The sequence below is a fragment of the Parabacteroides sp. AF48-14 genome, assembly GCF_003477465.1.
Lineage (GTDB): Bacteria > Bacteroidota > Bacteroidia > Bacteroidales > Tannerellaceae > Parabacteroides > Parabacteroides acidifaciens.
In genome coordinates this window covers 1-19,816 of sequence record NZ_QUDI01000017.1, presented here as the reverse complement: position 1 = coordinate 19,816, position 19,816 = coordinate 1, and the positions used below count along the sequence as shown (strand labels likewise).

The 19,816-nt window shown below is 45.5% G+C and carries 17 protein-coding genes, 1 tRNA gene and 2 pseudogenes; 8 read left to right on the top strand and 12 right to left on the bottom strand.

Going from position 1 to position 19,816, the window contains the following annotated elements; translation table 11 throughout:
• Positions 1–3: 3 nt before the first annotated feature.
• The 8 genes and pseudogenes from DW083_RS09585 to DW083_RS09550 form a co-directional block, all read right to left on the bottom strand.
• Positions 4–1,113 carry an EpsG family protein gene (locus tag DW083_RS09585; RefSeq protein WP_158582103.1) on the bottom strand — a complete coding sequence of 370 codons (1,110 nt, stop codon included), beginning with the start codon at positions 1,111–1,113 and terminating at the stop codon, positions 4–6.
• A gap of 34 nt (positions 1,114–1,147) precedes the next feature.
• Positions 1,148–2,137 (bottom strand): glycosyltransferase family 2 protein, encoded by a 990-nt coding sequence (locus DW083_RS09580; protein ID WP_115499045.1) that lies wholly within the window; start codon positions 2,135–2,137, stop codon positions 1,148–1,150.
• Positions 2,121–2,948 carry a glycosyltransferase family 2 protein gene (locus DW083_RS09575; RefSeq protein WP_122332223.1) on the bottom strand — a complete coding sequence of 276 codons (828 nt, stop codon included), beginning with the start codon at positions 2,946–2,948 and terminating at the stop codon, positions 2,121–2,123. Before DW083_RS09575 ends, DW083_RS09580 begins: the two co-directional genes overlap by 17 nt.
• 1 nt (position 2,949) lies before the next feature.
• Complete coding sequence (locus DW083_RS09570; RefSeq protein WP_122332222.1) at positions 2,950–3,825, bottom strand: hypothetical protein; 876 nt, start codon at positions 3,823–3,825, stop codon at positions 2,950–2,952.
• A 21-nt stretch (positions 3,826–3,846) separates the two neighbouring features.
• Entirely contained in the window at positions 3,847–5,208 is a 1,362-nt protein-coding gene (locus DW083_RS09565; RefSeq protein WP_122332221.1) for a lipopolysaccharide biosynthesis protein, read from the bottom strand.
• A gap of 31 nt (positions 5,209–5,239) precedes the next feature.
• Positions 5,240–6,441: pseudogene (wecC, locus tag DW083_RS09560) on the bottom strand (UDP-N-acetyl-D-mannosamine dehydrogenase).
• 14 nt (positions 6,442–6,455) lie between these two features.
• Positions 6,456–7,592 carry an MraY family glycosyltransferase gene (locus tag DW083_RS09555; protein ID WP_122332220.1) on the bottom strand — a complete coding sequence of 379 codons (1,137 nt, stop codon included), beginning with the start codon at positions 7,590–7,592 and terminating at the stop codon, positions 6,456–6,458.
• A gap of 361 nt (positions 7,593–7,953) precedes the next feature.
• Positions 7,954–8,358 carry a putative quinol monooxygenase gene (locus tag DW083_RS09550; RefSeq protein ID WP_233552087.1) on the bottom strand — a complete coding sequence of 135 codons (405 nt, stop codon included), beginning with the start codon at positions 8,356–8,358 and terminating at the stop codon, positions 7,954–7,956.
• Between the two features lie 146 nt (positions 8,359–8,504).
• Here DW083_RS09550 and DW083_RS09545 point away from each other — a divergent pair, with 146 nt between their 5' ends.
• Positions 8,505–8,996 (top strand): RNA polymerase sigma factor, encoded by a 492-nt coding sequence (locus DW083_RS09545; protein ID WP_122332219.1) that lies wholly within the window; start codon positions 8,505–8,507, stop codon positions 8,994–8,996.
• A gap of 12 nt (positions 8,997–9,008) precedes the next feature.
• Entirely contained in the window at positions 9,009–9,575 is a 567-nt protein-coding gene (locus tag DW083_RS09540; protein ID WP_122332218.1) for a hypothetical protein, read from the top strand.
• Positions 9,576–9,638: 63 nt separating this feature from the next.
• On the opposite strand, the gene DW083_RS09535 is transcribed toward DW083_RS09540, so the two are convergent.
• Positions 9,639–9,725: transfer RNA gene (locus DW083_RS09535), tRNA-Ser, on the bottom strand.
• Between the two features lie 146 nt (positions 9,726–9,871).
• Between DW083_RS09535 and mltG the strand changes: the two genes are divergently transcribed.
• The 5 genes from mltG (at position 9,872) to DW083_RS09510 (ending at position 14,618) form a co-directional block, all read left to right on the top strand.
• The gene (mltG, locus tag DW083_RS09530; protein WP_122332217.1) at positions 9,872–10,915 is read left to right on the top strand and encodes an endolytic transglycosylase MltG; all 1,044 of its coding nucleotides are present in this window, start codon (positions 9,872–9,874) and stop codon (positions 10,913–10,915) included.
• Positions 10,916–11,090: 175 nt separating this feature from the next.
• The gene (locus DW083_RS09525; RefSeq protein ID WP_115499036.1) at positions 11,091–12,689 is read left to right on the top strand and encodes a thiamine pyrophosphate-dependent enzyme; all 1,599 of its coding nucleotides are present in this window, start codon (positions 11,091–11,093) and stop codon (positions 12,687–12,689) included.
• Positions 12,686–13,267, top strand: a complete 582-nt coding sequence (locus tag DW083_RS09520) for an indolepyruvate oxidoreductase subunit beta (RefSeq protein WP_122332216.1) — start codon at positions 12,686–12,688, stop codon at positions 13,265–13,267. Before DW083_RS09525 ends, DW083_RS09520 begins: the two co-directional genes overlap by 4 nt.
• 47 nt (positions 13,268–13,314) lie before the next feature.
• On the top strand, positions 13,315–13,824 hold the full coding sequence (locus DW083_RS09515) for a TlpA disulfide reductase family protein (protein WP_115499034.1): 510 nt from the start codon (positions 13,315–13,317) through the stop codon (positions 13,822–13,824).
• Positions 13,825–13,829: 5 nt separating this feature from the next.
• The gene (locus DW083_RS09510) at positions 13,830–14,618 is read left to right on the top strand and encodes a 4Fe-4S binding protein (RefSeq protein WP_122332215.1); all 789 of its coding nucleotides are present in this window, start codon (positions 13,830–13,832) and stop codon (positions 14,616–14,618) included.
• 4 nt (positions 14,619–14,622) lie between these two features.
• Here the strand turns inward: DW083_RS09510 and DW083_RS09505 are convergent.
• The 3 genes and pseudogenes from DW083_RS09505 to DW083_RS22705 all read right to left on the bottom strand — a co-directional run bounded on the left by DW083_RS09505 (position 14,623) and on the right by DW083_RS22705 (position 16,734).
• Positions 14,623–15,305, bottom strand: a pseudogene (locus DW083_RS09505) (response regulator transcription factor).
• Positions 15,302–15,796 carry a sensor histidine kinase KdpD gene (locus tag DW083_RS22710; protein ID WP_233552081.1) on the bottom strand — a complete coding sequence of 165 codons (495 nt, stop codon included), beginning with the start codon at positions 15,794–15,796 and terminating at the stop codon, positions 15,302–15,304. Before DW083_RS22710 ends, DW083_RS09505 begins: the two are co-directional and overlap by 4 nt.
• 17 nt (positions 15,797–15,813) lie before the next feature.
• A complete protein-coding gene (locus DW083_RS22705) occupies positions 15,814–16,734 on the bottom strand; it encodes a hypothetical protein (protein ID WP_233552074.1) in 921 nt (306 codons plus the stop codon).
• 118 nt (positions 16,735–16,852) lie between these two features.
• On the opposite strand from DW083_RS22705, the gene DW083_RS09495 reads away from it, so the two are divergent.
• Positions 16,853–19,267 carry an alpha-L-rhamnosidase C-terminal domain-containing protein gene (locus DW083_RS09495; RefSeq protein ID WP_122332214.1) on the top strand — a complete coding sequence of 805 codons (2,415 nt, stop codon included), beginning with the start codon at positions 16,853–16,855 and terminating at the stop codon, positions 19,265–19,267.
• Positions 19,268–19,816 lie beyond the last annotated feature (549 nt).

The following is a 19,816-nucleotide window of genomic DNA, read 5'->3' as shown; positions in this document are numbered from 1 at the left end:
CATTTAAGTTTGTTCCCACCAGAAATGGTAAGTTGCTTTCATTCTTTCCTGATCTCCCAAATAGATTGTAGTTCCGAAATTAATAAGTTGAACGGCAATAATTAGGAGGAAAGCTGCTGTATGTAAAATGCTCTTACCTCCGTATTTCCACAGATATACCAGTAGATAGGAAAACACAATAATATTCATATTGACAAAAAACAACAATGGTCTTTGTAAAGCATGGTTACCTACAAGCAACAAATTTATACAGCTACCTATAAAATACAAGTTATAATATATCTTTATATTTGAAGAAGAAAATGTGTCTTTAACTTTATTGCTGTATAATATAAGTATGATATTTAGTAGGAAAATAAGCCATGTTCGTGGCCCATAGACATAATCTTCGTCAAGAGTCAAAACACTCTCTACGTTATTGTATCTGTCCCCTAATCCGATTAAATTTAAAATAACATCGATGTTCTTTAAGTATTGGCTCCATATTGAGACCCCACTTAACAGTAAAGACATAAACAGCAATGAGAGTTGCAAAGGTATATTTCTAAAAAAATCCTTTCCCGATTTGAAGATAAAATATAAAGGTAACAGCAGGAGCGCTGTTCTATGAAGGGTGTATCCTGCTGCTATGCATAACATATAAGGGATGAACTTTTTTTGTTTGATAAATGGAACTGCGTATACAAACAGGCACCAGACTAATGACTGCCTGATAACGCTCATCCATCCTAAAAAAGCTCCTGACATTATCATGAATGCCAGAAATGGAAAAAGATATCCTTCTTTTCGGAAGGTATAATAGATTAGAAATATTTGAAGAAAAGCAATCAAGCTGAAATAAAAAGAATAGTGCATACCGGATTCTGCCATGAGTTGGGTGATCAGTTTGAACCCGACTTCCAGATCATCTCTGACAACAGAATGGTGTGAATATCCGTCGTAGATTTCTAAATAACTCTCATAATCGTTGCCCACATCATATCTGACTCCGAAAAGCAAAGCAAAGCAAATAATGGGTAGTAAAAAATCAACATTAAACCAAGCTGTTCTGATATTTCTGTCTCCACAGCTCCTTTTCATGTAAATATAGCCGGAAAGGATCATAATCAACATTAATGATGAATATACATATGTCGTTTGGAACATATTATATTTGTTCTGATAATGTATGGTAGATACTTCTTAAACCAGAATAGCAGTTTGCATACAATTTACTTTTTTGCAATAGTAAATAATGTATTGCAAAGTATAGATTTACGTGATTCCGTGCAGAAGTAAATGTGTAAAGTTTTTTATCCAGCAATGTAAATTGCTGGATATCGTTGAATTTATATCCTATTTCCAGCAAATAACGGATTCTATAAAGATGGTAGGATAGTACATACCCTGAATAAACACCAATTTTTATAAGGTATTGATAGCACCAATCGTTAGAGAACATAATATTTTTCAAAAGATGTTCGGATATTCTGGGGTGTGAATTGGATTCATTATTCAGGCAGTAATTGTAACAGGAAGAAGAAACTGAGCTGAATCTTTTCGCTTGAGACACCAATTGAACCAGCAACATTCTGTCTTCAGCATTTGTCATACCTGGATAGGCTGCAGGCGAATAGTCTCTAAACAAATTTACCGAATAAATATTCCCCCATAAAGTATAGGGTAGTTTTCGCTTCAGAAATAACGTTTGTATTTCTTCAGATGAACTGTTGATTTGTATTTGACGGGTTCTTATCCTTTCAGATTGACCGTTATTGATAATCGTATATCCTCCGAATACAATATCGGAATGATCTGCAGTTATTTTATCATAAAGGATTTGAAAGGCGTTTTTAGGAAAATAATCGTCAGCATCGCTAAAAGTGATGTATTTACCTTGTGCTTTTTGATAACCGCTTTCTCGGGCGGACATTGTCCCCCCATTTTTTTCTTTATTGATGATGACAATACGGTTGTCTCTCCGTGCATATGCCATCGCTATTTTCAGAGAATTATCCGAACTGGCATCGTTGACTATCATTACCTCAAAGTTGTCAAATGTCTGTTGTCTGATAGAGTCTAAACAGCGAGGGAGCCATTTCGCCGCATTATATACAGGAATGATGATACTGATATCTGGTCTAATAATGATACTCATGTGCTTGATTTACAGCTTTAGTAATACGTTTAAAGTTCCATCTCCTTATTTTGAATAATAAATTCTCAGGCAATGATTGCTTGATTATCCCTTTTATTTGGTGGCTGATTATAAATTTATAATATTCCAGCTTCCACTGGGGGGTATGCGAACGTCCGGATATAATACCGAATTCCCGTTCACGTGCAATTCTGTTTACAGATGACAAACCGTTTCGAGCATCGAAAACAGAGATTGTATGTGGAATATATTGGAATGTTTTTCTTTCTTTCAAGCAAGAGTAGAAGAAATCATAATCAGCACATATTTTATATTTTGTATTATAGTTCCGTTTTTTTAATAGGTCGGCTTTGACAAATGACGATTGGTGGCAAAAGATCATTCCATATTTTAACTTTTCAAGTTCTGCCGGTTGTCTGACATATCTTCCGAATGCGTAAATAAATTCGGTGTCACCATATATGATATCGATGCCAGAGTCGGGCTCAGGTATGAATAATAAGTTTAGAGATGTATCACAGAAAAATGTGTCTCCGGCATTCATGAAATTAATCCAGTCTCCAGTAGCCATACGAATACCTTTATTCATTGCATCATAAATACCTTTATCCGGTTCACTTACCCAATAAGATATTTTGTTTTGATACTTTTTAATGATATCGACAGTTCCATCGTTGCTTCCACCATCTATGACAATATATTCGATATTGGGATAAGTCTGGTTGATAACCGAAAGTATTGTTGGTTCAATGGAAGTAACAGCATTGTATGAGACTGTGATAATTGTGATTTTTGAGTTACTTTCTTTCATATCAAATTATTGCCCCTGTTTTATATTTGAAGTAATACTTGTTGTATATTCCTAAATGCCATAATAGATTACGTATCTTCTCCCTCTTCCTGAATGCTTGTGGCTCGACCCGACGGTTACTGACTATTATTCTTGGATAAGGAGAATTTGGATATTTTTTTTCATTGTATGTCCATTGTTTTTTGTCGGCATATTTTTTATTCCAAGCATATTGCCATGGTCTGTCGCCAAACTGGGAGGGATCCCTGAAGGGAATAATTCCGTTTTTCCTGCAAATTAGTGAGAATACGGATTGGTCTTCACGATGCTCGATGAAATCCACCGGATTCTTTTCTTGAGTGAATTGGTTTGGAGAGGCACAACGCTCATCTTGCATATAGTTTAGCCATTCCTCGATAATTTTTCTTGAAAAGTCATTCTTTTTAAGCAATATATAGCTGGCACAAATTTGATTGGAGGAAAGATCATCATACCCCATGATGGAAAAAACTTCTTTTTTAGTCCATTGCCTTTCTAATAAAGGCAGTTCGAAAGGCATGACAGATATATCCTCTTTTTCCAGAACATCAATCAGACGACTTATTTTATTATCATAAAAAGCTCCGGAATCGCAGTAGAACAGATAGTCTCCTTCTTTTATTTGCACCAGTGTTTTCAGAATAAAATAAGGTTTCCAGAGCCATAGGCCAGCTCCCCGGCGATAAGCGAAAATGCGTGAGTTTTTATGATAGAACTCTTTATCGATATCTTTGGGTGTATATTCTATCACCTTATCTGCTTTTCCTGTCTTGTAAGCTGTCAAGGTGTTATATTTCCTTTGCGTCTCAAAATTAGCATCGGAGAAATTGATTGCAATTATATTGTGATTGTTATACATCTTGAAACTGTTAGCCGGTTATTATTTACTATAAATTCCATAATCCTTATTCATAATTATTTTAGTTAATTGTTTTCGCCCCATTATAACCTGGAAAAGGCAGACGACTGTGGGAAATAACAAAGCTCCTATAATTCCCATTTTCTCACATCCGTAATTGATAACAGGCAATGCCGAAATTGAAAAAAATAGATAGATAAGCATCTGTATTCTTACTTTACCTGTTCCGTTTATCAATGTGGTATAAACTCCTACCAATGTTTGTGCCAGCACATAAATAGCAACCATTGAAGATACAGATAGAGATATCTTGACGTCATTTCCTATCCACCATTTATATATTTGGTTTGAACAGATAAGCATGAACGCTGAAACAGGTAAGATAAAGATTAGCCACATTCTTTCCAGTTTACGATGTACTTGCTTCATCCATCTGAAGTCTTTTTTTGTATAGGCATCCGTGAAGGCGGACCAGAAAGGTGTTAATATAATAGTTGCGAACATATTCAGAGTGTTGAAGTATTTGTATGCTATATTGTATTCTGTTACAGCCTCAGGTCCTTTTACGCGAGAAATAATAATATTCATAAACTGATAAATAAACATCATCGCTATCATGATTATAAAAAATTGTCCGCCCAATCCTATTATATTTTTGGTCAGGGAAAAACGGATGAAACGGGAGGAGGGAGCTATAGGTTTGTACCTTTCTGTCCTGAATATAAAAAAGGAGACTATAAACAGCAGGATACAAGGAATACCTGAAAAAGCGATAGCCAGGTTGACCAAATTTCCCGCTGTTGTTTTTGTCAGTACATAAATTGTAATAAAAGCAAGTACCTGCCCTCCTGTTTGTATGAGGGAAGCCATAGCTGGTTTTTGATCAGCCATAAGCATGGTGGTGAAGACACTCCCTACTATATTCAGGCAAAAAAAACAGGCCAGCAGGCCGAAAACCGTATGCAGTTCGGCGTTGTACTGCCTGTCTATAATCAATATCTCACTCCAATGGATATAGTGATTGGCAACAGTAATACCAATAAATATGAGTGTAAATAAAATTGATAAGACAGCATATGTCGTGCTCAGATATTCTTTTGCAGTCTGCATATCTCCCTTCGCTTTTGCTTCTGCAAAGCGATTTCGGAATCCATGTGCAAAGCCTAAGTCAAAGAAAGATAGCCAAGAGATAATGGAACTTAGTGTCAGCCAAATACCATATTTAACGGTGTCAATGTATCCTATGGTTAGAGGTACAACTTGCAGGGATATTAATATACTAATGCATTTCAGCCCTAACGATGCAATTATATTTTTCTTTGCTAAAACAGTTCTTTCATTACCTTGTAAGAGGAAAGATTGAAATTTGCTTAGTAAATGCATGTTTATGAATTACTACCTGAGCCGATAATCGTTATTTATACACCCCGCAAAAATCCAGTATCACCTTGTTCCCGTCGTAAGGCAAGGATTTGAATTCCTGGTGGGCGACGAGGAAAGCGACGATGTTGGCGCGGGCGTAGGCTTCCTGGTAGGGAGTCAGTTTGAAGACCGGGTGGTTGTGGACGTTTGGCTCAACGATCAGGATATCGGTATCGGCGGAGCGTTGGAGGACTTTGGTAGCGATGTATTTGGCAGGCGATTCGCGCAGGTCGTCGATGTTGGGCTTGAGGCCAGCCCCATCAGAGCGACAATCGGCATGCGATGATGGTCCAGCAGGAAACGGAGAATGGCGTTTTCGATTTTTTCGGCACACCAGAAAGCCTTGTAGTTGTTGATCTCGCGGGCTTTCGAGATGAGTTGTGACTCATAGGGGAACTCCGAAGTCAGAAAATAGGGGTCTACTGCGATGCAATGGCCTCCAACGCCTGAGCCCGGTTGCAAGATGTTGACACGCGGATGCTTGTTTGCAAGCTCGATCAGCTCCCAAACGTTGATTCCCGCCTTGTCGCAGATAAGCGACAGTTCGTTGGCAAAGGCGATCTGCACGTCGCGTGAGGAGTTTTCTGTCAGCTTACACATTTCCGCCGTCCGCGCATTTGTCCGGTGGAGAGTCCCTTTGACGAAAAGACTGTAGAACTGCACCGCCTTTTCGGTCGATTCCTTGTCGAGCCCACCGATCACCCGGTCGTTGTGTACCAACTCGTATATTACGTTTCCCGGCAAGACACGCTCCGGACAGTAAGCGATGAACACTTTTCCCGTCAGCTCCGGACGGAGAGCATAGATCAGATGCCCCATCTTCTCGGTCGTTCCGACAGGTGAGGTCGATTCGATCACGAACAAATCTCCCTCCTTAAGTAAAGGTGCCACCATGCGCGTCGCCGCTTCGACATACGAGATGTCCGGTTCATGGTTCCCCTTGAACGGAGTCGGGACGACGACCAGGTAGACATCGCTTTCTTCGGGAGTTCCCGAAGCCTTCAGTTTTCCCGTTTTGACTACCTCCGAGCACAATTCCTGTAAACCCGGTTCCACGATGTGGATCACTCCCCGGTTTGTCATTTCCACTACTTTCGGATTCACATCTACGCCGATGACATCCACGCCGTTCCCGGCGGCTATGATTGCGGTAGGCAGGCCGATGTAGCCCAGCCCCATAAAACATACTTTCATTATTTGTATTTTTTCTAAAATCGTTTGACAAATTCTTTCCCCTTGAGCGATTCCTTTTTGCAGCCAGTCCTTTCGAACCAAATGCTTAAACCAACCCAGATCAGGATGTCACCCGCGAATACGATATTGATATTCACGAATGACACCAGCAGGATATTCAGGCTGCTGAACAGGCAGGCAATGATGACGATGCTGATCATCGCTTTGTGCGGTGTCATTCCCATATCAAGGAATTTATGGTGTATATGGTTGCGGTCCGGTTTGAACAGCGGTTTGTGGTTGCGTGCACGTACGACCATCACCCGGACAACGTCGAACATTGGCACGATCAGTGTCGAGAAAGCTACCACGATAGCTCCAGCGGAATAGTGGGCGATGTCTGGATTATAGGATGCATAGCGGACGGCGAGGAACACGAGGATATATCCTAACGTCAGACTCCCGGTATCGCCCATGAAGATTTTCCGTCCCTGTTTCACCTGTCCGAACACATTATAATAAAAGAAAGGGATTAATACACCTAATGTGGCGAACGACAGCATGGCGTATATCCACATCCCGTTTATCAGGAAGAGGCTTCCGAGCACCAGCAATGCCGACCCGCTCAGTCCCGAAGCCAGCCCGTCGATCCCGTCGATCAGGTTGATGGCATTGGTGATAAACACGATCACAAGGATGGTGAGCGGAATCCCGATCCAGGGCGCCAGCTCGTAAACCCCGAACAATCCGTACAAGTTATTGATCCACAATCCCGACAATGGTAGCAGCAGGGCTGCCACTATCTGTATCATGAACTTGGTCGTATAGCGCATTCCCACCAGGTCGTCTTTGAGTCCGGCAAGGTACAGCAGGATAACACCGCATGCCAATAGGTAGAACTCCGACAATATGTGTGTGAACAACCATTGCGGAATCTGGTATCCGTATAAATAGCCCGTACAGTAAAGGGCGGAGACGAACGATACGGAGAACAGGATCGCCGGAGCGAAACACAGCCCGCCTAACCTCGGTATGGCTCCCTCGTGTATCTTCCTGCTGTCAGGCATATCGAACAGCCGTTTCTTCAGTGCCACAACCAATATCCTCGGAATTATCACCATCGACATCAGGACGGAAATCAGAAAGGCTAATAAAATCAACAGATATATCATATTTTATCAATCAGGTTTGTATGCGACAAAGTTCGTCAGTCACATAGAAATGTTCTGGCGATTGTCTGCTTCTCTTTTAGCTTGGGAAGTAACAAGAGGAGGGGAAAAAACGTTTTCTTTTTTGAGTGTAATTGTGCTATTTTAGAAACCATTTCCTAAAAAATCATTGTGCTGGAAGGATGGAAAATGTGGAGGAATAATGAGGATTGGACGTTATATTTCATTCATTATACCTTGATTGTATCCGGATTAAAGAACGTTAAGAAAAGTGAGCTTGAATAATAGGTAATAACACAATAAGCCGCTATGTCCGGTGAGAGAGAGATATGCTTATTTATGATAATTTCTTGAAATCTTACTATCAGAACTGTTCGATATTCAGATCCGCTGCCAGCATATCGGGGATAGCTGCTGCGAAAGCTTTGAAGTGATCGGAGTTCGCGTGGAAATCAAAGGCGGCATCGTCTTTGTATTCTTCATAAAAAATGAATGATTTGGAGTCGAAGGGTGACTGGTAGAGGTTATAACTGATATTGCCGGCTTCCTGGCGCGTTGCGTCGACCAATGTTTTGGCAACATCGACAAATGCGGCCTCTTGTCCTTCTTTCACCAATACACGGCAAACAATCGTTTTCTTCTCTTTCTGCGGTGAAACTGTTTTTTCCGTACTTGCCTGGGCGGTTTCACCTTGCTTTGCATTGCCACTGCATGAAATACAAAATGCGACCATCATGATGGTCGACAAAAATCCAACAATCTTTTTCATTTGACTAATAATTAGAAATATAAAATCAGAATATCAGCGCAAATATACTGTGATATTTGGAAATATATATTAAAATGATATTGTATTTTTCTCTCCTTTGCAACTAATAGCGAAATGCTGCGTCTTATGTAGAAAAAAGAAAAGTTATGAGAGTAGAGAAAGAACGTGAACAGGCGTTTTTGGCTTTGGTAAAAGAATACAGGAGGCTTATTTATAAAGTTTGCTATCTCTATGCCAAGGATGAAGAGCATTTGAAGGATTTGCATCAGGAGGTGTTGGTCAACTTATGGCAGGGGTTTGGCAGTTTCAAGGGAGATGCAAAAGTCTCGTCGTGGATTTATCGCGTGAGCTTGAATACCTGTATTTCATTCTACCGCAAACACGATAAAATAACGGACACGCTGCCGTTGGAAAACCTGTTCGGGCTCGTATCGGAAGAGGATGAAAAGGCGGCACACCTGCGTGAGATGTACCGGCTTATCGGTCAGTTGAACCGTTTGGAAAAAGCCATTATCATGTTGTGGCTGGATGAACGGTCGTATGAGGAGATCGCCGAAATCACCGGATTATCGCGCAACAATATCGCTTCTAAATTGAAGCGTATCAAAGAGAAATTAAACGTATTAGCAAATCAATAGAAAGGAATAATCATGGAACTGGAAGATTTAAAAAAAGGATGGAGAGAGATCGATGAACATATCGACCGGATGGATGAGAATAATGAAATGGCACAAAGAGTGGTGAGGGAACATATTGTTTCAGTCCGCGAACGATTGAAAAACAGATTTAGGAGGATGACCTTGCTATGCCTGATGGCTCCGGGTGTTATCAACCTTCTTTTTCTGGAGATCGATGGCATTGGCTCGTGGACGAAGTTTGCTTTTCTGTTTTTCTTTATTGTGATGGCAATTCATAAAGGTTTTCTGTGGAGGGGTCTGGCAAAGACGGACTATAAATGGATGACGAGCAAGGAAGCCCTGATTTCGACTTTCAAACTGGAAAAGTTCCAGAAAGTGGGTATCCTGATCGGTTTTCCTTTAGCCTTGGTCGTAATAGCCTTATTCATGCTGGACCTGTACAGGGCGCAAGAAATGTATGCCTTCTATGGTGCTTGCTGCGGAATGGTTGTCGGTTTCTTCGCCGGCTTTCGTATGCAAAGACGTATCAGAAAGGAATTTCAGCAGTTGCGTGGCGCACTGGAGGAAGAATTAAGTTGAGAGTTCGGCTGATTTCCTAAACACAAAAAAGGCTGTCAATCTTTCGATTGGCAGCCTTCGTTGCGGAAGCGGGGGGATTCGAACCCCCGGTACCCTTGCGAGTACGTCAGTTTAGCAAACTGGTGGTTTCAGCCACTCACCCACACTTCCATGGGCTTCGCGCTTCATTTCCTTGAATTGCGCTGCAAAGATAGGCTGAAGTTTTTGAATATACAAAGCATTTTGACGATATTTTTTAAGAAAAAGGTGTTACTTTTGTGCCCGGTTCTGATATTCAGAGAATTATTAAGTGAAATATGAGTGGAAAAAAGTTTTCGAAGCGAACAGTTATCATAGGAATCCTGTCTTTTATCGTCCTGTTGCTGGCGGGAACGGGCTTTTGGGCCTACCGTCTGTTACTGGCGCCGGATTTCGCACCGCGCAATACTGTGTATGTATATATCGACACCCGCAAAGATTTTGATGATCTCTGCCGTCAGTTGCAAGATTCTGCCGGATGCCGGCGCATCGGAAGCTTCAAACAACTTGCCGGTATGCTGAAATACCCTGCCAATATGCGTACCGGACGTTATGCCGTAGAGCCGGGCATGAACAATCTGACGTTGCTTAACGACCTGCGCCGGGGGCATCAGGTGGCAACCCGCATTACTTTTAATAATATCCGTTTTAAGAAGGACCTGGCGGAACGGCTCTCGGAGCAGTTGATGATAGGGGAGGACGAATTGCTCCACCTGCTTACAGATTCCGCCTATTGTGACTCGCTGGGTTTCACGACCGAAACGATCAATACGTTGTTTATTCCCAATACATATGAGGTGTATTGGAATATATCAGCCGACAAGTTGATGCAGCGGATGAAACGCGAGTATAACAATTTCTGGACGGACGCCCGTCTTGCCAAAGCGAAAGCCATCGGGTTGACACCGGCGGAAGTTTCTATCCTTGCCTCTATCGTGGAGGAAGAAACGGCGGCGGCAGATGAATATCCGATTGTGGCCGGACTGTATCTCAACCGCCTTCACCGGGGAATTCCCCTTCAGGCTGATCCGACTGTAAAGTTCGCTATCGGTGACTTCTCGTTGCAACGCATCCTTTTCGAACATCTGGAGGTCGATTCTCCTTATAATACTTACAAACACACCGGGTTGCCGCCCGGACCGCTTCGCATCCCGACAATCAAGGGGTTGGATGCCGTTTTGAATTATATGCAGCATAATTACTTATATATGTGTGCGAAGGAAGATTTTTCCGGGCGTCATAACTTTGCCGCCACCCTTGCTGAACATAACCGCAACGCCAATCGCTATCGGGCGGAATTGAACAGACGGAAGATCCGATAGGCATGAAAAAAAAGTTTCATGCCCATGAAACTTTTGTTCCATGAGGACGAAACTAAAGTTCCATGCCGATGAAACAAAATCCAATTGCGGAGATATTATTGCGGATATAGGTAAAAGTCTTATCTTTGTAGGTTAGATAACACAGAAAAATCGATTAAAAACAAATAAACATTACATGGAAAAACATCTATTTTTAGGGGATGAGGCAATCGCGCAAGCTGCTATAGATGCGGGCTTGTCCGGTGTTTATGCCTATCCGGGAACCCCTTCGACCGAAATAACCGAGTATATCCAGGGATCGGCCGTGGCAAAGGAAAGAGGCATCCACTGCCGCTGGAGCGCAAATGAGAAAACTGCGATGGAAGCCGCTTTAGGTATGAGCTATGCCGGTAAGCGCGCGTTGTGCTGTATGAAACATGTGGGGCTGAACGTGGCTGCCGACTGTTTCATGAATGCTGCCATGAGCGGTATCAATGGCGGTATGATCATCATAACTGCCGACGATCCTTCCATGCACTCTTCCCAGAACGAACAGGACAACCGTATGTTCGGCAATTTCGCCATGATCCCGATGCTCGAGCCGTCCAGCCAGCAAGAGGCTTACGATATGGTATATGAAGGGTTCGAACTTTCCGAAAAGTTGGGCTATCCGGTTCTGGTCCGCATCACAACCCGTATGGCTCACTCTCGCGCAGGCGTGGTTACCCGCGCACAGAAGCCTGAAAACGAAATGCATACGCCCGAAGACGGTCGCCAGCGTTTCATCCTCCTTCCGGCTCTTGCCCGCAAACGTTTCAAGACGTTGATCGCTGCACAAGATACATTTGTCGCTTCTTCCGAAGCCTCTTCCTATAACAAGTATTTCGATGCTCCCAATAAGGAATTGGGAATCATTACGACTGGTATCGCGTTCAACTACCTTTCGGAAAACTATCCGGACGGGTTTGAACATCCGGTGCTGAAGATCAGCCAGTATCCGCTGCCCCGCAAGATGGTGGAAAAGATTATGAGCGAATGCAAGGAAATCCTTGTGCTCGAAGAAGGTTATCCGGTAGTGGAAGAACAACTGAAAGGATTCCTCGGTATCGGCGTTACGGTGCATGGCCGTTTGGACGGTACGCTGCAACGCGATGGCGAGCTGACGCCCGATGCAGTAGGCAAGGCATTAGGTAAAGAGATTGCCGGCTACTATGCCACTCCGGAAGTTGTGGAACAGCGTCCGCCTGCATTATGCCAGGGTTGCGGACACCGTGACGTGTATGAAGCGCTCAACGAAGTCTTGGCCGAATATAAGGGTGCAAAGGTGTTCGGCGATATCGGCTGTTATACGTTGGGAGCTTTGCCTCCTTTCCGTGCGATCGATACCTGTATCGACATGGGAGCTTCCGTCACGATGGCGAAAGGTGCGTCCGATGCGGGTGTTTTCCCGGCTGTATCGGTGATCGGCGACTCGACGTTCACGCACTCCGGTATGACCGGCCTGCTGGACTGTGTCAATGAAAATACAAATATCACGATCGTAATTTCCGATAACGAGACGACTGCCATGACAGGCGGACAGGATTCTGCGGGAACAGGACGGCTGGAATCGATCTGTGCCGGTATCGGCGTAGACCCGGCTCACATCCGTGTGATGATTCCGTTGAAGAAGAATTACGAAGAGATGAAGACGATCATCCGCGAAGAGATCGAGTATAAAGGCGTATCGGTGCTGATCCCGCGTCGCGAGTGTATCCAGACATTAACAAGAAAGAAAAAAGCAAGCAAGAAATGAAAGCAGATATTATATTATCCGGTGTGGGAGGACAGGGCATCCTCTCCATCGCTGCCGTTATCGGAGAAGCCGCATTGAAAGAGGGCCTGTATATGAAGCAGGCTGAAGTACACGGAATGAGCCAGCGTGGTGGCGACGTACAGTCGAACCTCCGCCTCTCAGACCAGCCGATCGCTTCCGACTTGATCCCGCAGGGACACGCCGACCTGATCATTTCGCTCGAGCCGATGGAGGCGCTTCGCTACCTGCCGTACCTGAAAAAGGACGGATGGTTAGTGACGAACTCGCAGCCGTTTATCAACATTCCCAACTATCCGGAGATGGAAAAGGTGAATGAAGAACTGGACAAGCTGCCGCATAAAGTGGTGCTGGATGTGGAGGCCATCGCCAAGGAAGTGGGTTCCGTACGTGCAGCCAATATCGTGATGCTGGGCGCCGCCGCTCCTTTCATCGGTATTGAATATGACAAGATTGCTGACGGTATCCGCCGTATTTTCGGACGCAAAGGGGAAGAGATCGTGGAGATGAACCTCAAAGCGTTGAAAGCCGGCTACGATGTAGCACAAAGCATGCAATAACATGGGGTGCGACCCGCAAGGGCCGCACTTCTTTAAACACAAATAATATGAAGAAGTACTTATTCCTTTCCTTTTTTGCTCTCCTTGCCTTCGTCTTGAAGGCGCAGGATGAGAGTGGTGACATCGTCAAGGTGGGTGAGCAGATGCCGGCTTTTACGATTGTGAACGATAATGGAACCGAGACGCCTTCCTCTTCTCTGAAAGGGAAAGTGGTGTTGGTGAACTTCTTTGCCACCTGGTGTCCGCCCTGCCAGAAAGAGCTGGCTGAGGTGCAGAAAACGCTTTGGCCGAAATACAAGGACAACAAGGATTTCGCCATGCTGGTAATCGGCCGTGAGCATTCGGATGCGGAGTTGCAGAAGTATAACGAAAAGAAAGGTTTTACCTTCCCTCTTTATCCGGACAAGAACCGTGCGGTGTATGGCGCTTTCGCCAACAGCCTCATTCCGCGCAGCTATTTGGTGGATAAGACCGGTAAAGTCATTTACGCTACAAAAGGCTATACAGACGAAGAGTTTGCCGAGCTGATGAAGAAGATTGAAACGGCTTTAAAATAAAAGATATGGAATACAGTCATGTGCATATAGTTTATTTTTCTCCGACGCATACATCGGCTAAAACAGCTTATGCGATCGCAGAAGGATTGGATGGAGAGATCCTGCTGGAATCCGATATTACATACGGATTGCCGGAAGAACCGGTAGAGATCGCCGGTGACGAGCTGACGATTGTGGCTGTCCCTGTGTATGGGGGACGTGTGGCGGAAACAGCTATGGAACGTCTCCGCGCGTTTAGTGCACATCAGGCTCCCGTTGTTCCGGTTGTCGTCTATGGCAACCGCGATTATGAGGATGCCTTGAAAGAATTGTCCGATACGCTGACCGCTGCAGGTTTTGTCCCAGTTTCTGCCGGTGCTTTTATCGGCGAACATTCGTTCAGCCGGAAGGATATGCCGATTGCAGCCGAACGTCCTGATGAAGCCGACCATGAGTTGGCTACCCGTTTCGGACGCGAAATCAGGATGAAATTGCAGCAGGCGAAAAGCCTTTCCGACCTGAAGCCGCTCGAGGTGAAAGGAAATTACCCCTATAAGGTGAAAGGTCCGTCTACGCCGCAAGCTCCTGTGACGAACGAAGACCTGTGTACGCAATGCGAATATTGCATAGATGTCTGTCCGGTATCTGCCATTTCGATTGTCGACGACCGGATGTTCAGTGATCCGGCGATCTGTATCAAATGTTGCGCCTGCGTGAAGGAATGTCCGGAGGCGGCCCGCACGTTCGATACTCCTTATACGGCGATGCTGCACAAGAACTTTAGCGCCCGTCGCGAACCGGAATTGTTTATTTGATTTTCTAAAATATCAACTTGTAGCCGATTCCCCGGATGTTCAGTATCTGAACGGTGGGATCGGCTTTTAGTTTTTTACGGAGCTTGGTGATAAAGACGTCCATGCTGCGGGCGTTGAAAAACGTATCGTCTCCCCAAAGTTCGAGCAGGACAGGTTTGCGGTGCAACACGTCGTTGGCATGCTGGCACAACATACGGAGAATTTCCGCTTCCCGGTGGGAAAGGGTTTCCGTATGGTCGTCCATTTGTAAGGTCTGGTGCGGATAGTGAAATGTGTATTGTCCGATCGTATAAACATCCGCCTGCTTAACGGTGGAAGCCTGTATGGGACGGTGCAGCAAGGCCTGGATGCGGACGATTAGTTCCTCCATGTCGAAAGGCTTCTTCAGGTAGTCGTTTCCTCCCAGATGGAAACCTGTCACCAGATCGTCGACCGAAGAACGGGCGGTCAGGAACAGAATTGGCGTTTTGCTGTCGGTCTGCCGGATCATTTTGGCGAGGTTGAATCCGTCTAATTGAGGCATCATACATCCAACACCAGGATGTCCGGCTTTTGCCGATGGTAACATTCGAGTGCTTCGTTACCGTTGGCGGCCAGGGTGATCCGAAACTCCTGGCGGCTTTCGAGGCTGTCTTTTATAATCTTAGCCAATGTTATTTCGTCTTCTGCTAATAATATATGTATCATTTCCGGATGGGTATTAAGAGTGTGAATGTACTTCCTTGCCGTTCCTTGCTTTGAAGGGTGATGCTGCCGCCGTGCCGCTCTACGATGTCTTTGACGTAACTGAGCCCGAGCCCGAAGCCTTTTACATCGTGGATGTTGCCTTTCGAGACACGGTAGAAACGTTCGAACACACGCGATTGCTGGGCCTGCGGGATGCCGATGCCATTATCCGTGACACTGAGTTGCAGCCATTCTTCGCTTTCGCGTGTCCGGATGTCGATATCGACGCTTGTTCCCGAATATTTGATGGCGTTGTCCAGCAGGTTGCTGATCATGTTCGTGAAATGTAGCTTGTCGGCATATATTGTAATCTCTTCCGGTTGCATATCCAGGTGGAAGCGTACTTCTTTATTTGCCTTTAGCATAAATTGGCGGATCAGGCTGTCCATGAGCGGGCGGAGCTGGAATGTCTCTTTCTGTAAACGGAAATTCTTGCGTTCGTCCACTGCCATGCTGAGTATCTTCTCGACTAATCCTGACAGGTGTTTAAGCTGCTGGCGGCAAAGGGTGAAGTATTCTTCACGCGTCTCTTTCTGTCTACGAAATTGAAGGTTTGCAGTGCGTCAATGGCCGAGTAGGTGATGGTGATCGGCGTCTTCAACTCGTGTGTCATGTTGTTGACGAAGTCATTCTTGATCTGTGCGATTGTCTTTTGCCGGAGGATTGTCCGGATCAGATAGGTATAGCAAGCCGTCGTGATGGCCAGAAGCAGGAGAGAGGCAAAGAGCAGCGTACCCATTTCCCGAAAGACCGTTTTGTCCGGAGAGACGATGAAGCCTTGTATCCCGATGCTGTCGTCGGCATTCACACCGATCTTCTGTGTCGGCATCAGCTGTGCCGGATTCTCGTTGTCAGGAAGGGAAGAGGCCAGCAAGGTGTCTTTTCCGAGCGTGAAGTCTATGAAATGCGGATTCCGTATGCCTTCCTGCCGGAGATAAGTGCCCCAAAGGCTGTCTAACTTCTGGATGTCTACCGGTGATAATCCGTTTATAGCCTGCCAGATGCCTTTGAAGGCCATGCGCATCATAGGGGTGTTTTCGGGTTTGTATAAGCCGAAGACAGTACTGTCGGCTGTTGTCTCAACCTTTAAACTGGTGCGATTATAGACTCTTCGGGGCTTTTGCCGGGAAGATGCGTGCGAGGTGCTGTCGAGTGAGAAAGTAAATTCGATCTGCCCGTGAGGTGCATCGTGAGCTGTGTCTTTCTCTAATGTTTCCAAGCGGAAGGTCAGGTCTTCGTTTATGGCCTGCTGGAGGGTTTCGTTGATCCGGCTTTGGAAGTGTTTCTTTTCGATCCGGTAACTATTCCAAAGCCAGTAACCCTGGAAAAGGAATGTCCCCAGAACCGAAAGTGTAACGAAAACCAATATGAGCCGTATCCGTAGTTTCATTGAGGCAAATATACAACTGATCTCAAAACCTTTTCCGCCCGGTAACACTAAATAACAGAACAAAATATTATCTTTGCCTCTATCCTTATTTGTTTAATATCTAATACCCCTGTATCAAATGAAGACACGCGTATTGATTTTGCTATCGTTGCTTTGCAGTTTATCACTCAGTGCCCAAATCCGCTTGGAGGGCTACAGGCAAGCCGACGTAAATCCTGAATTACTGGCGGGGCGCTGGAAAGCGCGCTGGATCTCCATGCCCGGTGAACCGGCTAATGTGTATGGTGTCTACCATATGCGTAAGACATTCGATCTGGCCGAAGTGCCGTCACGTTTTATCGTCCATGCGACGGCGGATAACCGCTATAAACTCTACGTGAACGGACAGTTCGTTTCGCTCGGGCCGTCGCGCGGGGATATCTATAACTGGAATTTTGAAACAGTCGACCTCGCCCCTTATCTGAAAAAGGGAAAGAATGTGCTGGCTGCTGTTGTCTGGAATTATGCCGAACAGAAACCGGTCGCGCAGGTCAGTTTTAATCAGACCGGATTCTTGTTGCAAGGAAATACGGATGCGGAAGCGGTTGTTAATACCGGTGATTCATGGCTTTGTATGAAGAATGAAGCCTATGCGCCTTGGCACAAACCTGTGTTGGGCTATTATGTGGCAGGTCCCGGCGAACTGCTTGCTGCCGCCAAATATCCTTGGGGGTGGGAGCAACCGGGTTACGATGATAGTCGTTGGCAGAAAGCCCGTTCCGGTATCGAGGGAGGGGCGAAAGGTTCGCGCGACTATCCCGGTCGGCTGCTCGTTCCTTGTCCGATCCCTCCGATGGAGATGCAGCCGGAACGTTTCGAAGCTGTCCGCATAGCCGAAGGGGTGAAAGCTCCTGCCGGTTTCCTGAAGAGTAAAACATCCCTGACGATCCCTGCCAACAGTAAAGTGCGTCTGCTGTTAGATAACGGGAAGCTGACGACGGGCTATCTTTCTCTTTTGTTCAGCAAAGGCAAAGAGGCCGAGATTGCGATCGGTTATGCCGAAGGGCTTTATGAGGGAGAGGAGAAAAGCACAACCAAGTCTTATTCGCTTCCGGAAAAGGGAAACCGGGACGAGGTGAAGGGTAAAAGGCTGATCGGTTACGAAGACAAGGTGATTGCCGACGGCGGTGAGGGGCGCAATTTCACCACCCTTTGGTGGCGCACATGGCGGTATGTGGATCTGACGATCTCTACGGCTTCCGAACCATTGGTGCTGGAAGATGTATATGGCACTTTCTCTGCTTATCCGTTCCGTCGCGAGATCGCATTCTCCGCTCCCGGACATGAGGATCTGAATAAGATGTTGGATATCGGCTGGCGTACGGCACGGCTTTGTGCGAACGAGACGTATATGGATTGCCCGTATTACGAGCAGTTGCAGTATTTCGGTGATACGCGTATCCAGGCAATGATTACCTTATATAATACACATGATGCATATATGGTGAAGAATGCGATCGAGCAGGGACGCCAGTCAATTGTGGCGGATGGGATTACGATGAGCCGTTATCCGTCCAGTCTGCACCAGTTTATTTCTTCTTTCTCCTTGTGGTGGATCTGTATGGGACATGATTATTGGATGTACCGGGGAGATGAAACCTATATGAAGACCTTGTTGCCTGCCTACCGGGGAGTACTTTCATGGTATGAGCAGTGGCTGAAGCCGGATCACAGCTTAGGGTATGTACCTCACTGGTTTTTTGCCGATTGGTCCGCCGGTTTTGAGTCTGGCGAGCCTGTGCGTGAGAAGGAGGGTAATTCTTCTTTCCAGGATTTGATGTATATCTTGACACTCGAATCGGCTGCCGAAATGGAACGGGCTTTTGGTATTCCGTCGATGGCGGACCACTATACGGAGATTGCTTCCGCCATCCGCGCTACGATCCGTTCCAAGTATTGGGATGAGGCGCGCGGCCTGTTTGCCGATACCTACGACCACCGCAGTTTCTCACAGCATGTCAATTCGTTGGCTATCCTGGCGGGTATTGTTACGGGGGATGAGGCTGCTACCGTGATGAAGCGTACTTTGAGCGACACTTCCCTGATCCAGGCGACAATCTATTTCCGTTATTATGTACATCAGGCATTGAAAGCGGCGGGGATGGGCGACCTGTTGCTCGACAACCTGCAAATCTGGCGTGATCAGATGGCGCTTGGCTTGACGACTTGGGCAGAAATGCCCGAGCCGACCCGTTCGGACTGCCATGCCTGGGGAGCCAGCCCGAACATCGAGTTCTTCCGTATCCTGTTGGGTATCGATAGCAAGGCTCCTGGATTTAAGGAAGTTCGTATCGCTCCGTCGCTGGGCGATTTGAAAGAGGTATCCGGAACAATGCCGCATCCGGCAGGCAGCGTTACCGCTGCTTATAAGATCGGTAAGGATGGAAAACTGACTGCCCGCCTTGTATTGCCTTCCGGTACCACCGGAGTGTTTGTCTGGAATGGGAAAGAATATAAACTCAAATCGGGAGAACAGGTGTTGACGGTAGAATAGGGGAACTAAGGATGAAAAGAATGTAATTCGGGGGGCTTATTGTAAAAAACGTATTTTCGCCTTTCACGCGGCCTCCAAAAGCGAACAAATGTTAATCCGCATTTTGGCCGTCAAAAAGGGACTTTTTCCTCTTTTTTGAGCGTTTTCAGCAATTACGACCGTCCAAATCGCCACCGCGACCGTGCTAATGTGTAGTGCACTCGGCACCTCGCAAAGATTAGGACGGTCGTAATGGCGATTATGACCGTCCTAATTGGAAAGAGGACCGTTTTCATGGCAAAAAAGCCCCTTAATTTCCTTGCGATATTTGGAACGCCGTCCGTTTTGTTTTCAAATATTCGATTCTCCGGGAGTTAAGGTTTTCCACTTTGTCGGCTTATCCGGCATTCGGCAATCAAAAAGAACGCTTTTTGGAATTGCCCCGGCACCTCATTTCTCCTGTTGTCAGAAATAAGGTCCAATCCCGTACAAATAGTCAATCCAAAACGGATCAACTTTTCAGGTGAAATAGAAAAACGGCCGAAAAGGGGGTTATTGTATAATTTGATT